The sequence below is a fragment of the Brevibacillus sp. FSL L8-0520 genome, assembly GCF_037963895.1.
Lineage (GTDB): Bacteria > Bacillota > Bacilli > Brevibacillales > Brevibacillaceae > Brevibacillus > Brevibacillus borstelensis.
In genome coordinates this window covers 3078570-3103830 of the sequence record NZ_CP150171.1, presented here as the reverse complement: position 1 = coordinate 3103830, position 25261 = coordinate 3078570, and the positions used below count along the sequence as shown (strand labels likewise).

Annotated in this window: 23 protein-coding genes; all 23 read left to right on the top strand. The window is 52.6% G+C overall.

Features of this window, described 5'->3' with window-relative positions:
* Nucleotides 1-41 precede the first annotated feature (41 nt).
* The 23 genes from NSQ24_RS15460 to NSQ24_RS15350 all read left to right on the top strand — a co-directional run bounded on the left by NSQ24_RS15460 (nt 42) and on the right by NSQ24_RS15350 (nt 25027).
* Nucleotides 42-1556: an ABC transporter ATP-binding protein gene (locus tag NSQ24_RS15460; RefSeq protein ID WP_031932897.1), complete on the top strand. Its 1515-nt coding sequence runs from the start codon at nt 42-44 to the stop codon at nt 1554-1556.
* A complete protein-coding gene (locus NSQ24_RS15455) occupies nt 1549-2619 on the top strand; it encodes an ABC transporter permease (RefSeq protein WP_003385804.1) in 1071 nt (356 codons plus the stop codon). Before NSQ24_RS15460 ends, NSQ24_RS15455 begins: the two co-directional genes overlap by 8 nt.
* Nucleotides 2619-3578: an ABC transporter permease gene (locus NSQ24_RS15450; protein WP_003385802.1), complete on the top strand. Its 960-nt coding sequence runs from the start codon at nt 2619-2621 to the stop codon at nt 3576-3578. Before NSQ24_RS15455 ends, NSQ24_RS15450 begins: the two co-directional genes overlap by 1 nt.
* A gap of 80 nt (nt 3579-3658) precedes the next feature.
* Nucleotides 3659-4831, top strand: a complete 1173-nt coding sequence (locus NSQ24_RS15445) for a stalk domain-containing protein (RefSeq protein ID WP_039071453.1) — start codon at nt 3659-3661, stop codon at nt 4829-4831.
* A gap of 81 nt (nt 4832-4912) precedes the next feature.
* Nucleotides 4913-5068: a hypothetical protein gene (locus tag NSQ24_RS15440; RefSeq protein ID WP_170208368.1), complete on the top strand. Its 156-nt coding sequence runs from the start codon at nt 4913-4915 to the stop codon at nt 5066-5068.
* Between the two features lie 82 nt (nt 5069-5150).
* Nucleotides 5151-6860, top strand: coding sequence for a sigma-54-dependent Fis family transcriptional regulator (locus NSQ24_RS15435; protein WP_003385800.1), 1710 nt, complete (start codon nt 5151-5153; stop codon nt 6858-6860).
* Between the two features lie 161 nt (nt 6861-7021).
* Entirely contained in the window at nt 7022-7813 is a 792-nt protein-coding gene (locus NSQ24_RS15430) for a 3-hydroxybutyrate dehydrogenase (protein WP_031932896.1), read from the top strand.
* A 30-nt stretch (nt 7814-7843) separates the two neighbouring features.
* Nucleotides 7844-9061, top strand: coding sequence for an ABC transporter substrate-binding protein (locus NSQ24_RS15425; RefSeq protein WP_243014260.1), 1218 nt, complete (start codon nt 7844-7846; stop codon nt 9059-9061).
* Nucleotides 9062-9121: 60 nt separating this feature from the next.
* A complete protein-coding gene (locus NSQ24_RS15420; protein WP_327925687.1) occupies nt 9122-10006 on the top strand; it encodes a branched-chain amino acid ABC transporter permease in 885 nt (294 codons plus the stop codon).
* Nucleotide 10007: 1 nt separating this feature from the next.
* Nucleotides 10008-11777: a branched-chain amino acid ABC transporter ATP-binding protein/permease gene (locus NSQ24_RS15415; RefSeq protein WP_003385796.1), complete on the top strand. Its 1770-nt coding sequence runs from the start codon at nt 10008-10010 to the stop codon at nt 11775-11777.
* Nucleotides 11764-12474 carry an ABC transporter ATP-binding protein gene (locus NSQ24_RS15410; RefSeq protein WP_003385795.1) on the top strand — a complete coding sequence of 237 codons (711 nt, stop codon included), beginning with the start codon at nt 11764-11766 and terminating at the stop codon, nt 12472-12474. Before NSQ24_RS15415 ends, NSQ24_RS15410 begins: the two co-directional genes overlap by 14 nt.
* Before the next feature lie 176 nt (nt 12475-12650).
* Nucleotides 12651-13946 carry a pitrilysin family protein gene (locus NSQ24_RS15405; RefSeq protein WP_031932894.1) on the top strand — a complete coding sequence of 432 codons (1296 nt, stop codon included), beginning with the start codon at nt 12651-12653 and terminating at the stop codon, nt 13944-13946.
* 1 nt (nt 13947) lies between these two features.
* Entirely contained in the window at nt 13948-15240 is a 1293-nt protein-coding gene (locus NSQ24_RS15400; protein ID WP_031932893.1) for a pitrilysin family protein, read from the top strand.
* Nucleotides 15241-15249: 9 nt separating this feature from the next.
* Nucleotides 15250-15984 (top strand): SDR family oxidoreductase, encoded by a 735-nt coding sequence (locus tag NSQ24_RS15395; RefSeq protein WP_003385790.1) that lies wholly within the window; start codon nt 15250-15252, stop codon nt 15982-15984.
* Nucleotides 15985-16074: 90 nt separating this feature from the next.
* Nucleotides 16075-16344 (top strand): DUF3243 domain-containing protein, encoded by a 270-nt coding sequence (locus NSQ24_RS15390; RefSeq protein WP_003385789.1) that lies wholly within the window; start codon nt 16075-16077, stop codon nt 16342-16344.
* 124 nt (nt 16345-16468) lie between these two features.
* Nucleotides 16469-17248 (top strand): YmfK family protein, encoded by a 780-nt coding sequence (locus NSQ24_RS15385; RefSeq protein ID WP_003385788.1) that lies wholly within the window; start codon nt 16469-16471, stop codon nt 17246-17248.
* Nucleotides 17249-17266: 18 nt separating this feature from the next.
* Nucleotides 17267-18175 carry a RodZ domain-containing protein gene (locus NSQ24_RS15380; protein ID WP_003385787.1) on the top strand — a complete coding sequence of 303 codons (909 nt, stop codon included), beginning with the start codon at nt 17267-17269 and terminating at the stop codon, nt 18173-18175.
* Nucleotides 18176-18289: 114 nt separating this feature from the next.
* Nucleotides 18290-19636, top strand: a complete 1347-nt coding sequence (gene rimO, locus NSQ24_RS15375) for a 30S ribosomal protein S12 methylthiotransferase RimO (protein ID WP_003385786.1) — start codon at nt 18290-18292, stop codon at nt 19634-19636.
* Nucleotides 19637-20212, top strand: coding sequence for a CDP-diacylglycerol--glycerol-3-phosphate 3-phosphatidyltransferase (gene pgsA / locus NSQ24_RS15370; RefSeq protein WP_003385785.1), 576 nt, complete (start codon nt 19637-19639; stop codon nt 20210-20212).
* Between the two features lie 53 nt (nt 20213-20265).
* Nucleotides 20266-21516, top strand: coding sequence for a competence/damage-inducible protein A (locus tag NSQ24_RS15365; protein WP_339166162.1), 1251 nt, complete (start codon nt 20266-20268; stop codon nt 21514-21516).
* On the top strand, nt 21513-23099 hold the full coding sequence (locus tag NSQ24_RS15360; RefSeq protein WP_003385783.1) for a DEAD/DEAH box helicase: 1587 nt from the start codon (nt 21513-21515) through the stop codon (nt 23097-23099). Before NSQ24_RS15365 ends, NSQ24_RS15360 begins: the two co-directional genes overlap by 4 nt.
* Before the next feature lie 162 nt (nt 23100-23261).
* On the top strand, nt 23262-24320 hold the full coding sequence (gene recA / locus NSQ24_RS15355; protein ID WP_003385782.1) for a recombinase RecA: 1059 nt from the start codon (nt 23262-23264) through the stop codon (nt 24318-24320).
* Nucleotides 24321-24385: 65 nt separating this feature from the next.
* Nucleotides 24386-25027: a RecX family transcriptional regulator gene (locus NSQ24_RS15350; RefSeq protein ID WP_003385781.1), complete on the top strand. Its 642-nt coding sequence runs from the start codon at nt 24386-24388 to the stop codon at nt 25025-25027.
* Nucleotides 25028-25261 lie beyond the last annotated feature (234 nt).

Here is a 25261-nt window from a genome sequence, read left to right as displayed (position 1 = left end):
CGGGGGGAACATGGTTGAAACCTGTACAGACTGTTGTTGAAATGCGCGGTATCACAAAGCGCTTCCCCGGCATTATTGCCAATGACAACATCAACCTTGTTGTGAAAAAAGGGGAAATCCACGCCCTCCTGGGAGAGAATGGCGCTGGCAAGTCCACACTGATGAATGTTTTGTTCGGTTTGTATCAGCCTGAAGAGGGCGAAATCCTCATTAACGAGAAGCCGGTGAAAATCACCAGCCCCAGCGTAGCGAATGATCTTGGTATTGGAATGGTTCATCAGCATTTTATGCTCGTAGAAAAGTTTACGGTTACAGAAAACATTGTATTAGGAAATGAACCGAAATCCGGGTTACAGATAGATATGCAGAGTGCCATCAAAGCAGTCGAGAAGTTGTCCAATCAATACGGCTTGAAGGTGGATCCGCGAGCCAAAATTGAGGATATATCCGTGGGGATGCAACAGCGTGTAGAGATTTTGAAAACGCTTTACCGCGGCGCCGATATTCTGATCTTCGATGAGCCGACAGCTGTGTTAACCCCTCAAGAAATCGTGGAACTGATCGAGATTATGCACAACCTCGTCAAAGAAGGCAAAACGATTATCTTGATCACCCACAAGCTAAAAGAAATCATGGCTGTCTGTGATACGGTTACCATCATCCGCAGAGGAAAAGTCATCGATTCCGTAGGGGTAAAGGATACAAATCCGGACGACCTTGCGGCAAAAATGGTCGGTCGTGAAGTTAACTTCCGTGTCGATAAGAAGGAAGCAAATCCGAAAGAAGTCATTTTGTCTGTGGAAAATATTACGGCGATGGGCAACAGAGGCGTCAATGCGCTCAACAGCATCTCGCTGGAAGTAAGGAGCGGGGAGATCCTCGGCATCGCGGGTGTCGATGGCAACGGGCAAAGTGAACTTATCGAGGTATTGACAGGGCTGCGGAAAGCCTCCAGCGGACGTGTGCTGCTCAAAGGTCAAGATATAACGAACAAGACACCGCGCGTCATTTCGGAGTCGGGCTTGTCGCACATTCCCGAAGACCGCCACAAGCACGGTCTTGTCCTTGACTTCCCGATGAGTGAAAACATGGTGCTGGAAACGTATTTCCATCCAGAGTTCAATAAAAACGGCTTCCTGGACTACGCGGCAATAGACAAGCATGCGAGCAAACTGATCGAGGAGTTTGACGTGCGGACACCGAGTATTCACACCCCTGCACGGGCTCTTTCCGGGGGCAATCAGCAAAAAGCGATTATCGCCCGCGAAGTGAACAAGGATCCGGATCTGTTGATTGCAGCTCAGCCTACACGTGGTCTCGACGTTGGAGCCATCGAATTTATCCATAGACGTCTGATTGAACAGCGGGACAAAGGAAAGGCCGTCTTGTTGCTATCCCTGGAGCTTGACGAGATCATCAACGTTTCCGACCGGATCGCGGTCATTTACGAAGGCCAGATCGTCGGCATTGTTGATGCGAAACAGACGGACGAGCAAGAACTTGGCTTGATGATGTCTGGTGGAAAACGAATGCAAGGAGGCGGCAACGGTGAATAGAGTCATTGCCATCTTTACCAAGGAGTCGTTCCTCGTACCGGTTGCTGCCATTATTCTGGGCCTGTTGACGGGCGCTGTCGCCATGCTGGCAGGCGGTTTTAATCCAATTCAGGCATATGCGTCCCTGGTTGAAAAGGTATTTGGAAGCTCTTATAACTTTGGGGAAACGATTCGTCAGATTACCCCGCTGATCTTTACAGGTCTCTCCGTGGCATTTGCGTTCCGGACCGGTCTTTTCAATATCGGTGCCGAGGGGCAATTTATTATCGGGATGATCGCTTCTACGGCAGTAGGGATTTCTTTTGATCTTCCGGCGTATATTCATGCTCCGCTCGCAGTGATTGCAGGTGCTCTTGCCGGGGGACTGTGGGGCGCTATCGCGGGATGGCTCAAGGCTGCGCGAGGCGTAAACGAAGTGATCACGACAATCATGTTAAACTGGATTGCCTTGTACTTTGCCAACTACGTTGTCAAGGCGTTTTACCTTCAAGAAGGCCAGCAGCGCTCGGAAATGATCAAGGATTCGGCGTCTATCTCTTTTGCATGGCTTTCCCAGATGTTTGACAGTGCCCGCCTGCATTGGGGGACGTTGCTTGCGATTTTGGCCGCGGTATTCTTTTATATCCTTCTCTGGAAGACAAAATCGGGCTTCGAGCTCCGCGCTGTAGGGTTAAACCCGCATGCTTCGGAATACGCGGGGATGAATGTGAACCGCAATGTGGTCAATGCCATGTTCGTTGGCGGCATGTTCGCAGGTATCGGCGGAGCGTGCGAGATTTTGGGCGTATTCCATTACCAATCGATTATGGCTGCACAGCCCGGATACGGCTTTGACGGTATTGCGGTAGCGCTGATCGGAGGAAACACCCCGCTTGGTGTCATTTTGGGGGCCATTCTGTTTGGAATGCTTACATTTGGAGCTGCCGGTATGAAATTCGGTGCAGGGGTACCGGTCGAGCTGATTCGGGTAGTAATCTCCTCTGTCATTTTCTTCGTTGCAGCGCATGGAATCGTCAAGTTTTTCATTAAGCCACTTTTACAGAAGAAGGAGGGTGGAAACTGATGGATTGGGGAGTGATTATCGGCAACCTTATTCATGATACCATCGTGTTTTCCACTGCCTTGATATTCGCCGCTCTGGGCGGTATGTATTCGGAGCGATCCGGCGTGGTGAACATCGCGCTGGAAGGGATGATGGTCATCGGCGCCTTTACCGGTGCAGTGTTTACTTTCTTTGCTCAGGATTCATTCGGCTCATTGGCTCCTTGGATCGGTTTGGTGGGAGCGTGCATTGCCGGAGCGCTATTCGCTACGCCGCACGCGGTCGCTTCTATCACGTTTAAAGCCGACCAGGTCGTCAGTGGTGTCGCCCTCAACTTTTTGGCAACAGGTCTGTCTGTCTACCTGACCAAGATCATTTTCAACGGTGCAGGACAAACGACGACATTGCAGCAAGTATTCAGCAAGTGGCACATCCCGGTGCTCAGCGACATTCCCATTTTGGGACATGCCATTTTCGAAGGCTACCCGACCAGTTATATTGCCTTCGCACTGGTTGCGCTTTCCTGGTATCTGCTGTTTAAAACGTCATTCGGGCTTCGCCTGCGGGCGGTCGGGGAACACCCGCGTGCTGCCGATACCGTTGGGATCAACGTAAAACGCATGCGTTACACGGCTGTTATGATCAGCGGCGCTTTGGCAGCTATGGGTGGAGCAACGATTGCGCTTACTACCACCAGCAACTTTTCTCACAATACCGTGTCCGGACAAGGCTTTATCGCCCTTGCCGCTCTCATTTTCGGGAAATGGCATCCTGCCGGCGCGATGGGGGCTGCCCTGTTCTTCGGGGTAGCGCAAGCGATCAAATCGCTGGTTCAAATTTTTGGTCTCACCAAATACGTCCCGACCGAAGTGATTTTCATGCTTCCATACATTCTCACCATCCTGGTGTTGGCTGGTGTGGTTGGACGCTCCAGCGCTCCTGCCGCATTGGGCAAAGTGTATGATACCGGATCTCGCTGATTAACATTTTTTGCGTCTGGAACCTGCTTTCTCCCCTGTGCGATAATGTGTACGAGTTTGAACGCATAGGGGGGAAAAAGATGACTCGCTGTGTACATACTAACAGCCCTCGTCTTATCAGCAGGCTTCTGGGCGCTTTTTTGCTTGTGACATCTTTCACGATAACCCACAGCATGGATGCTCATGCCCAGACATCACGCCCCGTCATCTCGATGATGATAGATGGCAAAGGGGTGCTCTCCGATGTACAGCCTCTTCATCAGAACGGACGCATTTTGGTTCCAATCCGCCTGCTTGCGGAGCACTCGGGCGCAGATGTTTCCTATGATCCGGATACACGCCAGGTGACCTTGCGGGATGGAGCCCATCAGGTGGCTGTGTTCCCTGAAAGCAGAGTGGGATATGTAAATGGAAGCCGCAAAAAGCTGGATACAGCACCCGTAGTCAGAAATAGACGGACACTTGTACCGATTCGGTTTGTCAGTGAATCCTTGGGATACGAAGTGACGTGGGACCAACGGGCAAAAGTGGCGAAGATTTGGACAAAGCCAGTCGCCGAAAATGAAAGGAAGCGCTTGGAGCGAGGAAACCCGTATATCGTCCAGGCTGGAGATACCTTGGAGACGATCGCCAAGCGGCATGGTACAAGTGTTTCTGCAATTCAAGGCAACAATGCTGACGACGCCGGGTATCTGCTCACGGGTCAACTGCTGTTTTTGCCGGGTAACGCGAAAAAGGCAGTGAACCCTTTGTCTGCCGCGGTGGACCATTCTGTGCTGCTCTCGGAAAGATACGTCTTCCCATTTGACAGCAAAAGCGAGTATCAGCCATTTGGAGACAGCTTTGGCTTTGGGCGGGAGTGGACAGAATCAAACTCGGGAACAGTCCGCTCCCATGAAGGAATTGACATCATGGCACCACAGGGGACGCCTGTTTACAGCGTAGGAGACGGCGTGATCAATCGGATCGGCTGGAACACTTATGGCGGGTGGCGAGTCAACATCACCGATGAAAACGGGAAATACCGGATGTACTACGCCCATTTGACAGCCTATCCGCCTGATCTGAAAGTAGGTTCGACGGTCAGACCCGGGCAGTTGATTGGATTTGTCGGCACGACAGGCTATGGACCACCTGGGACAGATGGCATGTTTCCGTCTCACCTGCATTTCGGACTGTATCGGACTGCAGACGATCGGGCAATCAATCCGTACTACTACCTGCAATACTGGGAAAACAACAAGGTTGATTAGCAGCTGATTAGCAAAGGAAGCATTTGGGGCAGACTACCTGTATGGAAGGACTTCAACCATGAGGAAGAAGGAGGACACCATATGTGGACATGTCCCTACTGTGGCGGGAATCACGGCTTGCCTTTTCATGACGGTCAGCTGGACGGCATGCTTTGTCTGGAACCCGATTGCGGGCGATTTGCAGAAAGCGTTTCAGACCACGACGATCTCAGTGAATGGGACGCCACGGATTTTTAGTGCATGATTAGAGGGAGCGCCAATCGCTCCTTTTTTCTTTTCCTTTTTTTCGGTAAAGTGGAAGCATAAAGGAGGTAATCCGATGCAGATTGAATTGATCGAATTTTTAGACTTGATTCCGTACGGGATTGTTTTGGTTGATCGGGATGGAATGATTACCTTTGTCAACACGGCCGGTTCACAGCTTTTGGGACTGAAGAGAGAAGAGATTGTGGAGCGGCCGATCAGCAGTATTGCCCCCGGCTCTGATATGCTGCAGGTCATGAGCCAGGGACGACCCAGTTTACGCAGAGAGATTCGCTATGGCGAAAAGCTTTTTCTCGTTGACCGCCTCCCTTTCTCTGTTGCAGGAGAAGTGGTAGGTGGCATTTCCATTTTTCAGCCTCTGGGCCATATGGCAGACAGCCTCGGAAGGTGGACCGAACAAGAACGCGAGCTGCATCAGTTCAAAGAGCTGGTCGAGCAGCTGTATGACGGAATTGTCATGTGTGACAAAAGCGGGATCATTACGATGATCAATCAAAGCTACTGCGATTTTTTAGGCACGACGATTGAGGAGGCGATCGGACGCCATGTTACGGAAGTGATTGAAAATACGAGAATGCATCTCGTCATCAAGAGCGGCAAACCCGAGATAGACCAGCTAATGCGGATCGGTGACAGGGAGATCATTGTAAGCCGTATGCCGCTGAAGGAAGGGGAGGAGACGGTAGGCGCATTGGGCAAGGTCGTATTCAGCGATTTGCGCGAGCTGCGCAGTATCGTGGAACGCTACAACATCATGGAGCGAAAGCTGGACTTTTACCGTCAGGAGCTAAAGCGGATGATGGGAGCGAAATACTCGTTCGCCCATATTTTTGCCGAGCACCCCCTCATGAAAGAAGCCGTCCATCTGGCCAAACGGATCGCGCAAACGAAATCCTCGGTATTGATCCTCGGTGAGAGCGGGACCGGTAAGGAGCTGTTTGCTCATGCAATCCATGAAGAGAGCAGCAGGGCGGATGGAGCGTTCGTCCGGGTAAACTGTGCCGCCATCCCAAAGGATCTGATGGAAGCAGAGCTGTTCGGGTACGAAGACGGAGCGTTTACCGGAGCGAAAAAAGGAGGAAAGCCCGGCAAGATTGAGCTGGCAAACAATGGGACGCTGTTTCTCGATGAGATCGGGGACATGCCTTTGGATATGCAGGCGAAGCTGCTTCGCGTCCTGCAAGAAAAGGAAGTGGAGCGGATCGGAGCGACCAGACCGGTCAGCGTGGATATTCGCGTCATCGCGGCCACCCATCGTCCTTTGGAGAAATTGATTCGGGAAGGCAGCTTTCGCGAGGATTTGTATTATCGACTGAATGTCTTCACGATTAACCTGCCGCCTCTCCGGGTGCTCGGACTCTCCATCATTGCGCTGGCCCATGAGCTGATCAAAAAGCTGAACAACGAGCTGTATACCGATGTGACAGGCATCAGCCGGCAGGTGCAGGAGATTTTTTTGGCGCATCGTTGGCCGGGCAACATGCGGGAAATGAACAATGTGCTGGAGAGGGCCGTACAGTTGGCGGAACAGGGGGAGCTGGAGGTGGAGCATCTGCCGCCTTATTTGCTGGACAGACAGGTGACTGTTGACAGTGAAAATGCTTCGTTTGACCTCGAGGCGGAGGTGGCCAAGACGGAAAGACGCGTGCTCGAAGCTGCACTGGCTCACTGCGGCGGAAACAAAGTCCAGGCAGCCCAACTGCTAGGCATACATAGGGCAAGCTTGTACCGGAAGCTGGAAAAGCACCGGATACCCAACGAATGATCGTCGCAAAAACGCAACATGTCGCAAAGTTGAATCAAGAATGTGTCGCAAAAATGAAACATTCAGATTCAAGAAAGCGATCAATTCTGCTCCTTTCCACTTGGCACAAAGGTTGCAAATATTCTGAATTGCAAACGGTTACAAGTGTGGAAGGAGGACCTATGCTAACAAATCTGAAACTCGACAAAGTCGCTTTGATTACAGGGGGGGCAAGCGGGATCGGGCTGTCGATCGCAGAAAAAATGTATGCCGCGGGGTGTCAGATCGCCATCGCTGACATCGACGAAAAGAAGGCGCGGTCTGCTGTTGACTCCATGGAAGCGAGGGACAGCCAAAAGAAAATCGCCATTCAGGCGGATTTGTCCAACTTCGCTTCGATCCGCGAGATGGTTGCTGTTTGCCAAAAAGAGCTTGGCGCTGTCGACATCCTCGTGAACAATGCCGGCTTCCAGCATGTTTCTCCGATTGAGACGTATGATCCTGCGACGTTTCAAAAAATGATTGAGGTCATGCTGGTAGGACCATTCGTGGCGACACAAGCCGTTTTTGCCCAGATGAAACAGCGGGGCTGGGGCAGAATCATCAACATTTCCTCGATCAATGGCAAAATCGGTGCTCCGTTTAAAGCCGGTTATTGTTCTGCAAAACACGGGATTATCGGACTGACGAGAGTGACGGCGATGGAAGCGGCAGACTCAGGTGTGACCTGTAACGCCATTTGCCCCGGGTATGTGGATACGCCGCTCGTCCGCAATCAATTGGCTGATCTTGCAAAAAGCTACCAGGTACCAGAAGAAGAAGTGCTCGAAGAGGTGATTCTCAGAAACGTGCCCCAGCACCGCTTGCTGGAGGCGGGGGAAATTGGCGAATTTGCGGTATTTCTCGCATCTGACCAAGCTGCGGCAATCACCGGTCAGGCCATCAATATCTCGGGCGGATATGTCATGCACTAATAATTTTGGGTAAGAGGGGGACTGGCAGCAGTGAAAAAGGCAAGATGGTGGTTTACGTTGGCGATGGTACTTGCCGTGGGGGCAGCGGGATGCGGACCGCAGCTGGACCAATCTTCAGGCGGTCAATCCGGCGGGCAGACGCAGGCGGGAGCAGCACCCGGCAGCCAGAGCTCCGGGGGAGAGTTCAACGTCGGATTGGCGATTTCGCTCAGCGGCGGAACGGCCAAGTTCGGGGAAGCGGTCAAGCGGGCTGCCCAAATGGCGGTCGACGAGTTTAACGAAGCGGGCGGAGCTGATGGCAAGAAAGCGAAGCTGATCGTGTACGATGACGAGGCCAAACCCGAGAAATCGGTTGAGATCGTTCAGAGATTGATACAGCAGGACAAAGTGGTCGGCTTTGTCGGGCCTGCCAACTCCGGAAATGCAAAAGCCCACATCAAGTTTGCTCAGGAAGCCGGGGTGCCGGAGATCATCCCGGTCGCGACGGGAACGACCATTACCCAGACCTATGAAAAGGAGGACAAGAACTACATCTTTCGGGTAGCGCCCTATGACAAGGGGCAGGTAGAAACCATCCTGAAGTGGGTCGTGGAAGAGAAAAAATTGACCAAGATCGGTCTGCTGCATGATACGACCGGTTACGGGCAGGGCGGCAAGACGGACGTGGAAGGCGTGCTGAAAGACAAATACAACATGACTTTGACCGCAACCGAGTCGTTCCAGGTAAACGATACGAACATGGAGGCGCAGTTGAGCAAAATGCGCGATGCACAGGTTGAAGTCGTGATCTTTTACGGTCTTGCCCCGGAGGCGGCTCAATATTTGAAATCCCGGCAAAAGCTGAACTACTATCCGCTGACGGTCGCGTCCTGGGCGATGGGGGACCCGACAGTGAAAGAGCTGGTGGGAGATCTGGTCAACAAGGACGTTTACATGGTTCAGTCCTTTACGATCGATCAAAGCGCTGAATCAAAAGCATTTCACGACAAGGTGGTAGCCAAATACGGCGAAGACATCTTCCCGATCGCATCGGCTCAAGGGTACGATTGCATGCAGCTGATCCTGCAGGCCGTCAAGAAAGCGGGAACAGACCCGAAGGCGATACGGGACGCTATCGAAAATATGACCGGCTTTACCGGCATCACGGCGATTGGGGAACAGCCGTTTACAAAAGAGAATCACGAAGCGTTGACCAGCTCCAATATGTTTTTGGCGACCTATAGGGACGGCGTAATCGTCAAGCCTTAGCGCTTCGAAGTTCTCTTGACGACTTCGTGGCACGGAAGATCTGGAGAGGAGGTAGTGTTATTGCTGCAAGCCATCGTGAGCGGATTGATTCTGGGGAGCATTTACGCGATTATTGCCCAAGGCTATTACATTACGTTTGTGACCAACCGGACGATGAACTTCGGCCAGGGAGACTTTCTGATGCTGGGCGCTTTGGTGGGATTGACAACATTGGGTACGGTGACTTCTGCAGGAATGAACCTGTTTGTATCAGTTCTCGTCACGATGGTGGTCGTGGCAGCGGCTATGGCCATGCTTGGCTGGGGGCTGGAGAGGGGAGCGATTCGGCCCCTCGGCCACGTTTTGTCCGTGGGCTGGATTCTCAGTACGGTTGCCGTTTCCTTGATGATTCGCAATATTGCGATGCTGATCTGGGGGAGAAATGTGATCCCGTTTCCGTCCCCTTTTGGAAATGAGGTCTACCGATTTGGTTCCGTGGGCATCACCAAGCACGAGATCTTTGTCGCGATCTGTGCCATCGTCATCATGGCCTGCCTGTTTTTCTTCCTGAACCGATCGCTGCTCGGAAAGGCTCTCGCTGCTGTCGCTTTCAACCCGGATGCCGCGTCGCTGATGGGCATTAACCCAAGGCGGATGGCGGTACTCGCCTTTGCTCTCTCGTCAGCGTTGGCCGGCGTCGGCGGCATCCTGGTCGGACCGATCACCAATACCGCGTTTTTCATGGGAGCAACACTCGGTTTAAAGGCTTTTGCTGCTGCCATTATCGGGGGATTGACCAATCCGCTCGGAATTTTGATCGGCGGACTGCTGCTCGGGGTCATCGAGCAGGTATTCTCTCTCTACAGTTCTGCCTACAAGGATGCCAGCGCGTTTTTGCTGATCCTGATCGTCCTTATTTTTATGCCCCAAGGATTGCTCGGAAAGAAAGTAAAGGAGAAGTTTTGATATGAAAAAGTGGCTCCTTTATCTCTTGATAGCGCTTGCCTTGTACTTCTTTCCCTGGCTGTTTCCCAGCTCGTATTACGTGCATATGGCCCAAGGCTTCCTCTACACCTATATTGTCGTAGCCGGACTCAATCTGCTTGTCGGCTTGTCTGGCCAGCTTTCATTGGGGCATGCCGGATTTTATGCCATAGGCGCCTATGTCACCGGCCTTTGCACTGTAGCCGGGGTGCCGTTTCTTCTCAGCTTGCTGCTAGGGGTCCTGATTTGTGCCGGAGCGGGCGGACTCGTGGCAATGCTGTCGCTCCGGGCCAAAGGGCCGTATCTTGCAATGGTGACGATCGCCTTTGGTTTGCTCGTGGAGATTGTAGCCAATCGCTGGGTAGAAGTGACGGGTGGACCGGCAGGCTTGTATTTGCCGGAAGCAAAGCTGTTTGGACTTGGTCTTGGAACGGTGTCTTACTACTGGTTCATTGCTGTCATAGCGCTTGTCGTCACCGTTTTGATCGACAATCTCTTTACCTCTCGATATGGCAGAACATTCCGGGCGATGGGGAACAGTGAAGTAGCTGCGGCCACAGCAGGCGTACACGTCCGCAACTGGAAGGTGCTGGCGTTTGCAATCAGCGCCTGCACGGCCGGTCTCGGAGGAGCGCTGTTTGCGTTTCAAAATGCGTATTTCAACAGCGATACCTTCACCTTCGACAAATCGATTCTGTTTCTTGTCGGCGTCATTGTCGGCGGTGCCGGTACGAGACTGGGACCGCTGGTCGGGACGATTGTCATTTTCCTCCTGCCGCAATGGGTGCAAAGCTTGTACAATTACCACCTGCTGATATTCGGCGGAATTCTGCTGCTTAGTCTGATCGCCCTGCCTGAGGGGATCGTCGGGGGGATCCAGCGCATCTTCAAACAAAGGAACCAATATTCCGGCACACCTTCGCTACCTGCTCCTGATTCGGATGGGCCGAGCCAGATGGGCAGCCGGGACGGAGCCGATTTAAACGTACAGGCAGCGGTCATGGAGTTTGACGGATTTCGGGCGGTGGATGCCATCGATCTGCAGATAAAAGGCTCGGAGGTAAGAGGGCTGATCGGGCCGAACGGGTCGGGCAAAAGTACGACTGTCAACATGCTCTCCGGCGTCTATGTCCCAACCAAAGGGAAGCTGTCGTGGAAGGGTGTGGACGTAACCAGCTTTCCGCCTCATCGGATGGCTGCCGCCGGGATTACCCGAACGTTTCAAAATCTGCAGCTTTTCCACGAATTGACCGTACTGGAAAACGTGATGCTCGGCTTCCATCTCCACTACCGGAAGGGCTTTGCCGCCAATATCCTGCATACGCCCGGCTTTTTGAGAGAAGAAAGCCATTTCCGGGCGGAAGCGATGCGTCTGCTTCAATTTGTCGGCCTGGCCGAAAAAGCGGGCGAGCAGGCGGCAGCGCTCTCCTACGGTCAGCAGCGCTTGGTCGAAATCGCCCGTGCACTCGCCACCAAGCCCGATCTTTTGATCCTCGATGAACCTGCGGCAGGAGCCAGTCTGTATGAGGTGGACAATATCGTTCGGGTCATCCGCAAAGTGAAGGACTCGGGGATTGCCATTTTGCTGGTGGAGCACCATATGGAAATCGTCATGAACGTCTGCGATACGATCACCGTGCTGGACTTTGGGAAAAAGATTGCAGAGGGCGATCCCGCTTTCATCAAGAACCATCCACAAGTCATCGAAGCCTATCTGGGCGGGGAGGAGGTGACGAAGCTTGTTGTCGGTTAATAACGTTCGGGTTCATTACGGGATGGCCGAAGCACTGCGTGGGGTCAATCTCCAGGTCGCGAAAGGGGAGGTCGTCGCTCTGATCGGGCGCAACGGCGCGGGCAAGACAACGCTGTTAAAAGCGATTACGGGACTGGTAAAACTGCGAGAAGGGGAGATTCATTTCCAAGGAAAGCGGATATCCGGCATGCCTGCTCATGAGATCATGCGTCTCGGCATCGGCCATGTACCGCAGGGGAGGCAAGTATTCGGAGACCAGACGGTGGAGGATAATCTCATTCTGGGGGCGTACACAAAGATCAAACAGCAGCCACGTCAGGTTCGCGAGTGGCTGGAGCGGGAATACACCCGTTTTCCAAGACTGAAGGAACGCGCGAAGCAAATGGCCGGGACCTTGTCCGGGGGAGAGCAGCAAATGCTGGCGCTGTCCCGTGCGCTGATGTCGGATCCCGAGCTGCTCGTCCTGGATGAACCGTCAATGGGGCTGTCGCCCTTATACGTGAAGCTCATATTGGATACGGTGACACAGCTTCGCAGCGAAGGCAAAACGATCCTTTTGGTAGAACAGCTGGCTGCCGCTGCCTTGGCCATTTCAGACCGGGCCTATGTCCTCTCCTCCGGCCAGGTGGAAATGAGCGGAGCTGCCGACGAGCTTTTGCATGACGAAAAAGTCGTACGCACCTATCTCGGCGCATAATGTAAGAAAAGCAGCAAAAGGCGGATTGTGTAAATGCCGCTTTTTGCAGGGCAAACCGCCCGGCCGTAGCTCCTGCTATTGCCGGGTGGGTTATTTTCAGGGAGTGATCTTTGCTGAACCCCCTTCCAATTGGTTACAATAGAGGGGAGTAAGTCGACGGAGAAGGGAGTTTGGCCATGAGCGAAAGCGTAAAGGAAATTTCATTTCATACCACCGCTTTGAACGGTATAAACGTACATATCATGCCTACAGCCAAATTTAAGACAACGACAATCGTGACCATGATCGAACAAGAGCTTTCAGAGGAAACCGTCACGAAGACGGCTCTGCTGGCGATGGTGATGAAGCGGGCAACAGCCCGATTTCCGGAGACCAAGCAGCTTCGTGAGCATCTGGATTTTCTTTACGGAGCGATCTTTGATGTGGACGTTGTGAAAAAAGGCGAGCGGCAAATCCTCCAGATCTACATGGAGGTCCCAAACGAGAAGTACCTGTCCCAGGAAAACGCTCTTTTGGAAAGCGCGATCCGCTTTGTGGGCGACGTGCTGAGCCGTCCCTATCTGGAAGGGAATGCATTCGCGGAAAAATACGTTGCACAGGAAAAAGAGACGCTGCGCAAGCGGATCGAAAGCCTGATCGACGACAAGATGAAATACGCCAACCAGCGCGTGACGGAAGAGATGTGCCAAGGCGAGCCGTTTGCTCTCCTGGCCCAAGGGCGGACGAAGGATCTTGCCGGCATCAGCGGCGAAAGCTTGTACGCCCATTTTCAAGAGCTGATGAGCCACAGTCCGATCGACATTTTTGTAGTCGGAGACGTGGAGCAAAAAGAGGTTGAGGCGGCAATCGGCAAATTCGTTCAGCTTGACCGCAAGGATGTCAAGCAAATCGGGCCGACCAAAGCAAAAAAACAGGTTGCCGATGAGCGTGTCGTGATCGACAGGCTGGAAGTAAATCAGGCCAAGCTGAACATTGGCTGCCGTACCCAGATCAGCTATGCGGATGAAGACTACCCGGCGCTGCTTGTGTACAACGGCGTATTGGGCGGCTTCCCGCACTCCAAGCTGTTTGTCAATGTGCGCGAAAAGGCGAGCCTCGCTTATTACGCGGTCTCCAGACTGGAGAGCCACAAGGGTATCATGATGATGATGTCCGGGATCGATGTGAAAAACTTCGACCGGGCTGTCACGATTATCAAGGAACAACTGGAGAGCATGAAGCAGGGAAATGTCGGTCAGGAGGAGCTTGAGCAGACGAAGGCGACACTCTCCAACCAATTTCGCGAGCTTCTGGACAGTGCCCGGATGATGATCGACTTTGCCTATAACGGCGTGATTAGCGGACGCAAGCGGCATCTGGAGGAGTTGCTCGCCCAGATCAACGGGATCACCGTCGAGGATTTGAAGCGGGTAGCGGCACAGGTGGCCATTGACACGATATACTTGCTGCGGGACAAGAAGGGAGATGCCTGATATGCAGACGACCGTATTTGAACAGCTGAATGAGACTGTCTACGAGGAAAAGCTACCAAACGGACTGGCTGTCTATCTGGTGCCCAAGCAGGGATTCAGCAAGACCTACGCTGTATTTACGACTCGTTACGGCTCGATTGACAGTCACTTTCGCTTGAAAAACGGCGAAGAAGTGCATGTTCCAGACGGGATTGCCCACTTTCTGGAGCACAAGATGTTTGAGAAGAAAGACATGGATGTCATGCATGAGTTCAGTAGAAATGGTGCCTCGTGCAACGCATTTACCAGCTTCAACCGGACCGCGTACCTGTTTTCTTGCACGGAAAACCTTGACCGCAATCTCAATCTGCTGCTTGATTACGTGCAAGAGCCGTATTTTACCGAGGCCAGCGTAGAAAAAGAAAAGGGCATCATCGGTCAGGAAATTACGATGTACGACGACAATCCGGATTGGAAAGTGTACATGAACCTGTTGAAAGCCATGTACCAGAAGTTCCCGATCAACATTGAAATTGCCGGGACTATCGAATCCATTTCCCATATCACCAAGGATACGTTGTATCAATGCTATGAAACGTTCTACCATCCTGCGAACATGGTGCTGCTGGTAGTCGGTTCCTTTGATCCGGAAACCGTGATGAAATGGGTGCGCGACAACCAGGCAGCGAAAGAATTTCCGCCAACGCCGGTCATCGAGCGCTTGTTTCCGCAGGAGCCGTCTGCGGTCGCCAAAGAGCGCATAGAATTTCAGTTGCCGGTAGGCTTGCCCAAATGCCTGATCGGCTATAAGGAAAAAGCAGACGGTCTGACGGGAGAGGCCTTGTTAAAGCGCGACCTGACCACTAAACTGGTATTGGACATCGCGTTCGGCACCAGTTCTTCGCTCTACCAAAAATGGTACAACGAGGGGCTGATTACGGAGAGCTTTGATTTCGACTACAGCGGAGAAAAGGAGTACGGCTACTCCATTATGGGAGGAGATACGCCTGATCCCGACAAGCTCGCGGCACAGATCAAAGAGGGAATTCGCCAATTGCAGCAGGCTGGAATCAACCAGGAAGACTTTGAACGGGCGAAACGGAAAAAAATCGGGCTGTTCCTCCGTTCGCTCAACTCGGTTGAATTTATCGCCAACCAGTTTACCAGCTACAAGTTCAACGGGAACGAGCTGTTCTCCGTGGTGCCGACGCTTGAGTCGATCACCCGCGAAGACGTAGAAGCGCGCATGAAGGAGCATTTTGTTCCCGAGCAAATGGCTGTCTCGATTGTTCGTTCCGCTTCGCCACAGGAGTAGTGAAGGTTTATGTACAGTACGCCGCCATGGGCATTGGTTACGGGAGCCTCCGGCGAGATCGGGCAGGCGATCAGCCTGGCTCTCGCCGAAAGAGGCATCCCGCTTTACCTGCATTATCATCAGTCGCCGCACAAGGTAGAGCCGATCCTTCAGGCTTGCCATGAAAAAGGGGTCCCGGCCTACGCCTTTCAGGCTGATTTGCGTCATACTGACCAGATCGCCGGGATGTTCGCAGCAATGATCACCCCACCGCTGCTCATCGTCAACAATGCATCGGTCGATCACGTAGGCCTTTTTGCTGACGTGTCGCCCATGCAGTTCGATGACTTGATCGCGACCAACGTACGGTCCGCATTTTTTGTGACCCAGGCTGCACTGCCCGCTATGCTTCGCGAGCGCTTTGGTCGGATTGTCAACATCTCCTCCATCTGGGGGATGACGGGAGCGTCCTGCGAGGTGCTTTACTCGCTTGGCAAGGGAGCGGTCAACTCCTTTACGAAGGCGCTGGCCAAGGAGCTCGCGCCAAACGGCATTACCGTAAACGCGGTTGCCCCCGGTGCCATACAGGGCGGCATGATGAACCGGTTTTCACCCGAGGAAGTGAGTATGCTTGCAAGCGAGATTCCGGCCGGACGTCTGGGCACGCCAGAGGAAGTTGCGGCCGTCGCAAGGTTTTTGCTTTCTGCGGAAGCCGGTTACGTGACCGGGCAGATCATCAGTCCGAACGGCGGTTGGTACGCGTAGAAAATCGTGCATATTTTTCCCTGCTTGTTGGAACTCTACCAATGTAACGGTCGCATAGGGGACCGCAATGCATAGGAGGAGGGAAAATACATGTCAGTTCTTGACAATTTTCGCGATTGGAAAGCGTTTCTCGGCGAGCGGGTTGAGCAGGCGAAGCAAGCGGGGATGGAGAGCGACACGCTGCAAAATGTAGCCTATCAAATCGGGGGCTACCTGGCTGAGCAGGTCGATCCGAAAAACGATCAGGAACGCCTGCTGAAGCAGCTCTGGGACGCCGGCGACGAAGAGCAGCAGAAGGCGCTCGCTTCTCTGATGGTCAAGCTGGTCCAAGATCCAAACAATGTAAATCGCGGCAATTAAATAGGGTCGTAATGAATCACAAATCCCCGTCTTTTGGGGATTTTTCTTTTCCGTCCATTGTCGATTATTCGGAACGTGTTATACTACTTAGGAAGAGAAATTTGGGTGTCGGAGAGGATCGGGCATGGAAGCGCAAAAAGAGTGGTACATGGAATACGAAATTTCAAAAAATCGCCCCGGTTTATTGGGAGATGTCGCATCCATTTTGGGGATGCTCGGGATCAACATCGTGACGATCAACGGTGTTGACGATATGCGAAGGGGAATGCTGCTCACGACGGATGATGACGAGAAAATGGAAGTTCTGCGCAATGTTATCCAAAAGATGGACAAGATAACGATAACGCGGTTGCGTCCACCCACGATGCTCGACCGGTTGGCGGTTCGGCACGGCCGTTATATCGAGCGTGACAGCGAAGATAAAAAGACATTTCGTTTCGTGCGGGATGAGCTGGGCTTGCTCGTCGATTTCATGGCAGAGATTTTGAAGCGGGAAGGACATCAGCTCATCGGAATCCGGGGAATGCCTCGCGTAGGCAAGACGGAATCGATGATTGCCGCCAGTGTTTCTGCCAACAAGCGATGGACCTTTCTTTCCTCAACCCTGCTCAGACAGACGGTCCGCAGCTCGCTTGCCATTGATGAGATGTCCGCTGATCATGTATATTTGATTGACGGGATTGTTTCCACCATGCGTGCGACAGAGAAGCATCATTCTCTCCTGCGGGAAGTCATGAGCTTTCCGGCAGCCAAAATTATCGAACATCCCGATGTCTTCGTGCGGGAGTCGGAGTACGAACTGTCAGAGTTCCATTACATTATCGAGCTGCGGCAGCACCCTGATGAGGAAATTACATACGAACTGATCAACAACCGCGGATTCGACAATTTTGACATGACATAAGATGAAGGAGGGTAAGCTGTGTCTGAGCTAGGTCAAGTACTAAAAGAGGCCCGCGAAGAAAAAGGAATTACGCTCGACGACATTCAGCGGATCACAAAAATTCAACGGCGTTACTTAGAAGCCATTGAAAGGGGCCATTTGCACGTACTGCCCGGCCACTTTTACGCGCGCGCGTTCATCAAGAGCTATGCGGAAGCTGTTGGGCTAGATCCAAACCATATCATGAGCCATTTCCAGTCGGACCTGCCAGCCCAACCTCCACAGGAACAATTGGAACGGCTCCGCCGGCGGCGAGTCGCTACAACAAGCAATCCGCTTCAAGCAGGCAAGTGGGTTACCAAGACGCTGCTGGTGCTCTTTGTAGGGCTGATCATCGGGGTTATTTACGTAGCTGCTGTCAATAGCGACGGGTTTTCGACGCAGCCGGTTCCCGGAGGCAATTTGAATCCAGGGGCAGAGGTTGTAGGACCGGGCCAGGCAGGAAATCCGACACCAGTGCCACAAGTGCCACAGGCGCAAACCCCCAATCCGCCTGCTGTAACGCCGGAAACAACGCCGGATAACGGTTCGACAGCACCGGTTGTTCCGGAGGAGGTGCCGCAGTCGGTACTGACGTTTGAATCCCAGCAAGGTTCTCTGTACAAGTACACCCTGACTGGCGGCGACAAAATCAAAGTAAAAATAAAAGCGGTTGGAGAAAACTGCTGGTATGGCGCGGCGGAGGCGAAGACGACGAAATTCCCGAAACAGGGTACGCTGACCAAGGATCAGGAAGTTGAGATCGAGCTGGGAAAAACAGCGTATATACGTCTTGGCAAACCGGGTGCAGTGCAAGTGACCGTCAACGGAACGGCATTGGATACATCAAAACTGAAGTTCATGCCATCCAACGTAAGCATCACTTTGGGGCAGCCAGTCACTGAGTAGGCAAGCATTTTGCTTGCCTTTTGCGCGTTCTTCAACTTTGACACTCCGTTGTAGCTTATATTATACTGTATAGGTGTAATCTGGGCTGGTGTGACCAATTGGAGGAAATGAAGGATGACAGAGAAGGTAGGCTCACGAGAAAAAGTTGCGATCGTAACATTGGGCTGTGAAAAAAATCTGGTCGATTCGGATATGATGGCCCATTTGATAGATGAGAAAGGCTACGAACTGGTCGACAATCCTGATGAAGCGACTGTCGTCATCGTCAATACCTGCGGTTTTATTGATGCTGCCAAGGAAGAATCGGTCAACAAGATTCTCGATATGGCCGAGCTGAAAGACTCCGGAAAGCTGAAATCGCTGGTAGTGGCAGGCTGTCTCACGCAACGATACAAAGAGGATATCCTGAACGAGATTCCCGAGGTGGACGGAATTGTCGGTACGGGCGACTTCATGTCGATCACCGGCATTATCGAGGAATCACTTGCAGGAAAACGTCCGGTCTATGTGGGCAATCCCATTTTTACGTACGAGGAAGTAGTCAAGCGGAAAGTAAAAGCAGGCACCTACTCCGCTTATGTGAAAATTGCCGAGGGCTGCGACAACGCCTGTACGTTTTGCAGCATTCCGATCATGCGCGGAGGATTTCGCAGCCGCACGATCGAATCCATTGTGGAAGAAGCAAGGCATCTGGCCGAACAGGGCATTGTCGAAATCAGTCTGATTGCGCAAGACTCAACCAATTACGGAACCGATATTTACGACGGAAAACACATGCTTCCCGAGCTGCTGAACCGCCTGGCAGAGGTGGAAGGGATAGAGTGGCTGAGGCTTCACTACGCTTATCCGGGCTTCTTTACGGACGAGCTGATTGACGTTTTCGCCTCCAACCCGAAAGTATGTAAATACGTGGATATGCCCCTGCAGCATTCCGAGGACCATGTCCTTAAAAAAATGCGCCGCCCAGGACGCCAGCGGGATACACGTGAACTGGTGGCCAAGATCCGGGCTCAGGTGCCGGACGTGGCTCTCCGTACATCTCTGATCGTCGGTTTTCCGGGTGAGACCGAAGAGGATTTCGAGCGGCTTTGCGAGTTCATAAAGGACGTGAAATTCGATCGGTTGGGTGTGTTTACTTACTCCAATGAGGACGATACACCAGCAGCACGGCTTCCTGACCATGTCGATGAAGAAACAAAGGAAAAGCGAGCAAACATTCTGATGGAGATCCAGCGGGAGATTGCCGCTGAGCGGAACGGACGTTTTGTCGGTCGCGAACTGGATGTTTTGATCGAACGTTACGAAGGGCGCAATGACATTTTCGTCGGTCGCACCCAGTACGATGCACCGGAAATTGACGGTGAAGTGTTTGTTTCCGGCTACAAAGGCGAGCTGGGCAAGATCGTGAAAGTAAAGATTACGCACTCCTACGAATATGACTTGGCCGGGGAGGTAGTCTAGGTGAATCTCGCCAACCGCATCACCCTTGCCAGGATTTTCCTGGTGCCCGTAGTCATGTTTTTTCTGCTGGTGCGTTACAATATCGGGAGTTTTACCATCGGCAGCCTGACGATGACCTACAACGAGCTGATTGCGGCATTGGTTTTTATCCTAGCGGCCAGTACGGATGGTCTAGACGGCTACATCGCCCGCAAAAGAAAAATCGTTACCAATTTGGGGAAGTTTCTCGACCCGCTGGCTGACAAATTGCTGATCTCTGCGGCCTTGATTTCTCTCGTGGAAATGCAAAGGCTGGAGGCATGGATTGCGATTATCATCATCAGCCGGGAGTTTGCTGTTACCGGTTTGCGTCTCGTCGCAGCGGCAGAGGGACAGGTAATTGCAGCCAGCGCCTTGGGCAAAATAAAAACGTGGATCCAGATCGTGGCGATCACGGCCGTGATTATCCGCAACTTCCCGTTTGCTATTTTTGGGATTCCATTTGATACAGTAGCGATCTGGGCCATGGTAGTGATCACTCTATACTCGGGCTATGACTACTTCGCCAAGAATCGCAACGTAATCCAATACTCGTAAGAAAACGGGTATTGGACTCTTTTTTCAATCCTCAAAGAGAATGGATGAGGGGCATGAAAGCGGAGATTATTGCTGTTGGAACAGAGCTTTTACTGGGGCAGATCGCCAATACCAATGCGCAGTTTTTGTCGCAAAAATTGGCGGAGATCGGCGTAGGAGTCTATTTCCATACGGTTGTGGGCGACAACACCGAGCGGCTGATGCAGGTCATCAAGCAAGCTTCTGTCCGCTCCGACCTGATTATTTTTACCGGCGGTCTGGGCCCGACTCAGGACGATTTGACCAAGGAAACGGTCGCGGCACATATTGACGCCGGACTTGTGACTGATCCTGTGGCGATGGAACGCATTGAATCGTTTTTTCACCAGCGCGGCATTGTCATGACAGAAAACAATCGCAAGCAGGCGCTCGTTTTTGACCGCGGGCAGGTGTTTCCGAACGACACGGGGATGGCGCCGGGGATGGCAGCAGAGCACAATGGCCGTACATTTGTACTTTTGCCGGGGCCGCCGAGCGAACTGTACCCGATGGTCGATCGGTATGTCATGCCTTATTTGATCGGCTTGCTGCCTGAGCAGCAGGTGGTTCACTCCCATGTCCTGCGTTTTTACGGGATTGGCGAATCCGCATTGGAAGAACAGCTGCTCGATCTGATTGAAAGCCAGGAGAATCCGACGATTGCCCCTTATGCCAAAGAGTTTGAGGTTACACTGCGGATTACGGCACGGGCAAAAACGGTGGCCGAAGCAGAGAAGCTGATCGAGCCGGTCGAGCGGGAGATTTACAGACGTTTGGGCGAATTTATCTATGCCAAAGGGGAAACCTCTCTCCACGAGGTCCTTGTAGAAGAGTTGAAACAAAACGGGAAGACCATCGCATGCGCCGAGAGCTGCACAGGCGGCAAAGTCGCCTCGCTAGTTACCTCCGTTCCCGGCAGTTCAACAGTCATGCGCGGGGGAATCGTATGCTATACGAACGATGCCAAGCGCGAGCTGGTCGATGTTCCCCAAGCTGTACTCGACACTGACGGAGCGGTAAGTGAGCAAACAGCAAGGCTGCTTGCCGAAAACGTGCGTCAAAAACTGCGCGCGACCTGCGGCATTTCGGTAACCGGTGTTGCCGGTCCGGACCCTTCAGAGGGCAAACCCGTGGGACTTGTTTACATTGGAGTGGCAATAGATGGACTGCCGACTGTTGTCAAAGAGCTCCGACTTGCCGGCAGAAGACACGCTATCGTGGGACGTGCTGCCAAATTTGCTTTATTCTACGCGCTTCAGCGACTAAAGAAAGGTGAACGTATATGACGATTTTTTCTGATTTTCCTTTACATAAATCAATTGTGCAAGCCATCTATGACATGGGCTTCGAGGAGCCGTCACCGATTCAGGCGGCGTGCATCCCGAAAGTGCTTGAGGGCGGAGACCTGATCGGTCAAGCCCAGACGGGTACGGGAAAAACAGCAGCATTCGGGATTCCGCTCGTGGAAAAAGTGACGCAAGGCAACAGAGTGCAGGCCATTGTATTGACGCCGACGCGCGAATTGGCCATTCAGGTAGCAGGCGAACTGATGCGAATTGCCAAGTACAAAAAAATCCGCACCCTGCCGATCTACGGAGGACAATCGATCGGCCACCAAATCCGTGCGCTTCGTCAAGGCGTGCAAGTGGTCGTGGGGACTCCGGGACGCGTGCTCGACCACCTGCGCCGAAAAACGCTCAGACTGGAAAATGTACATACACTCGTACTGGACGAAGCAGACGAAATGCTCGACATGGGCTTCGTGGATGACATCGAAACGATTATCAACCACCTCCCGGAAGAGAGACAAACCTTGCTCTTCTCCGCAACCATGCCTCCTGAGATCAAACGCCTCGCCAGCCGGTACATGAAGCAGCCGGAAACGATTGCAGTGAGCCGCGAGGAAGTGACCGCTCCCCTGATTGAACAGGTCTACTACAAGGTTTTTGACCGCAACAAGGTAGAGAGCCTTTGCCGCATTCTGGACAGCGAAGACGTCGAGCTTGGAATCATTTTCTGCCGGACGAAAAGAGGCGTAGACGAGCTGACAGAGGTGCTCCAGACACGCGGATATTTGGCGGACGGATTGCACGGGGACCTCTCTCAGGCGCAGCGGGACAAAGTAATGAATGCGTTCCGTGAAGGCTCGATCGAGTTCTTGATCGCAACTGATGTAGCTGCCCGCGGGATCGACGTCGGAAATGTCTCTCACGTCATCAACTACGACATTCCGCAGGACTCCGAGAGCTATGTCCACCGGATTGGACGCACGGGCCGCGCCGGACGCAAAGGTATCGCCATGACGCTGGTGACCCCTCGCGAAATGAGACAAATGATGTTTATCCAGAAACAGACGAAAGCGCAGATCATCTCCCGCAATGTTCCGTCCCTGGAGGAAGTGGCGGAGCGCAAGCAGGAGCAGCTAAGAGAGCAACTGATCTCGCTTCTGGAAAACGATACGATCGCCGAAATGTACGCGAAGGTCGCAGAATCGCTGACGGAACAGTATCCTCCTGAAAAGGTGGCAGCCGCAGCCCTGCATCTTGCCTTCCACAGTGAAATTGGCGAAACGGAAGAGGCTGAAGCCTACAACTTTGGTGAAACCGGCGCAGCAAAAGGCATGGTTCGTTTCTTCCTGAATGTAGGGCGCAACGCGAATGTTCGCCCGCAAGATTTGGTTCGCGAAATCTCCGAGTCTGTCGGCATCCCCGGCAAGGCAGTCGGCCGCATCGACATTTTCGAAAACTTCACGTTTGTCGAGGTGCCTGAGGAAGTGGCGCCGTTTGTATACGAGTCGCTGCGCCAGACGCGGATAAACGGCAAGCGGATCAACCTGGAGCCTGCAAAGCCGCGCGGCAAGCGCTCCTGATCCTTCTGCAAGGCTGGAAAAAACCACCGAGCCCCGCATTTCGGGCAGGTGGTTTTTCTATGCGAATATTTGTTCGCAAAAAATACTTGGCAAACCCTTCTGTCTCGATGTATGATGAAGACAAGAAGATAACAGTAACGATTTGGAAAGGGAGTGTCGTATTTGTCAGACCGCCGCGCCGCTTTAGAAAGTGCATTGCGTCAAATAGAAAAACAATTTGGTAAGGGTTCCATCATGAAGCTGGGGGATATGGCGAACGTTCAAGTTTCCACCGTATCCACTGGCGCTCTAGCCATTGATATTGCTCTCGGTGTGGGAGGATTCCCGCGTGGCCGAATTATTGAAATTTATGGACCGGAATCTTCCGGTAAAACGACTGTCGCCCTTCATGCGATTGCAGAAGTACAGCGTCAGGGAGGACAGGCAGCATTTATCGATGCGGAGCACGCACTCGATCCTGTTTACGCCGCCAAGCTGGGCGTCAACATCGAGGAACTGCTGCTGTCCCAGCCGGATACTGGCGAGCAGGCTCTGGAAATCGCGGAAGCGCTGGTTCGTTCAGGCGCGGTAGACATCATTGTCGTCGACTCCGTTGCGGCACTCGTACCGAAGGCTGAGATTGAAGGGGAGATGGGCGATTCGCACGTCGGTTTGCAGGCCCGTCTGATGTCGCAAGCTCTGCGCAAGCTCTCCGGTGCCATCAACAAGTCCAAGACGATTGCGATCTTTATTAACCAGCTGCGTGAAAAAGTAGGGGTTATGTTCGGAAACCCTGAAACAACGCCTGGTGGACGAGCTCTGAAGTTCTATGCCAGCGTTCGCCTGGATGTCCGCAAGGCTGAATCGATCAAAGTAGGCAATGACGTGATCGGCTCCAAAACCAAGGTGAAGGTCGTCAAGAACAAGGTAGCGCCGCCGTTTAAGACTGCGGAAGTGGACATTATGTACGGCGAAGGGATTTCCAAGGAAGGAAGCATTCTTGATATCGGTGCCGAAATCGACGTGGTGCAAAAGAGCGGAGCATGGTATTCTTTCAATGATGAGCGTTTGGGCCAAGGCCGTGAAAATGCCAAGATCTACTTAAAGGAAAATCCGGCAATCGCAGCCCAAATCGAGGCCAAGGTACGTGAATACTACAGCCTGAACCCAGGTTCCATCCCGGCAACCGAACCGGTCGTCGATCCTGAGCAAGATGAGGAACCGATGTTCGATCTGGAGTAAACTGAAAATGTGGCAGCCTGTCGCTCTAGACAGGCTGTTCCTGTTTTGTGAGAGGGGAGAAGCCGATGAAGAGCGGCAAGATCACCGCTGTTCACCGCGATATAAAAAATAAGCATCGCTATCATTTTTATATCGGTGATGAACTGGTTTTCTCGGTCCACGAAGATATATTGGTAAAGTATCAGCTTGCCAAAGGCGTAGAAGTAGACGATGGGTTTGTGCGGGAAATCCTTTTGGCTGAGGAAGAGCACAGAGCATTTTTGCTTGCCCTGCGCTATTTGGGGATCAGACCGCGTACTTCCCAGCAGGTAGTCTCCTACCTGCAAGAGAAAGGGTATCCGCTGGAAGTGGCGGAAACTATTGTGAATCGATGCAAGCAAATGGGATATATCGATGATCAGGCCTTTGCGAGGCAATGGGTAAATGAACGGCTGCGGTTAAAGCCGAGAAGTCCGATGATGCTGAGGATGGAGCTGAAACAGCGGGGGATCGACAAGGAGACAGCCGAAGGAGCGATGAGCACAGTCACCAGAGACGATGAGCTTGGTGCCGCACGTGCACTGGTTCAAAAGAAACTGCGCCGCTTCGAAGGGGAATTAGATCGAAACGACGAGCAAAAAATTCTGGCCATGCTGTACAGGAAGGGATTCTCGCAATCAGTCATTCAGGAGATTCGCCGAGAGCTGAGAGAGCACGGTGCGGACTAGAATGGCTCCATTTGCATGTTCTTGACAATTCTTGTTCACAAATAATAAAATAGATATGTATTTACTAGCTGTATCATACCTTTTCGCTGATTTGATCGCTCGTACCCAGTGAACAACTGAAGAACCGTACGGGATGTACGGATTCAGCGGACCGAGTAAAATCGGTCCTGTTTTTTAGCCTTTCGTAAGAGCGATAGAACAGCAGTACGCCGTGAATAACGAATGCTTGGAAAG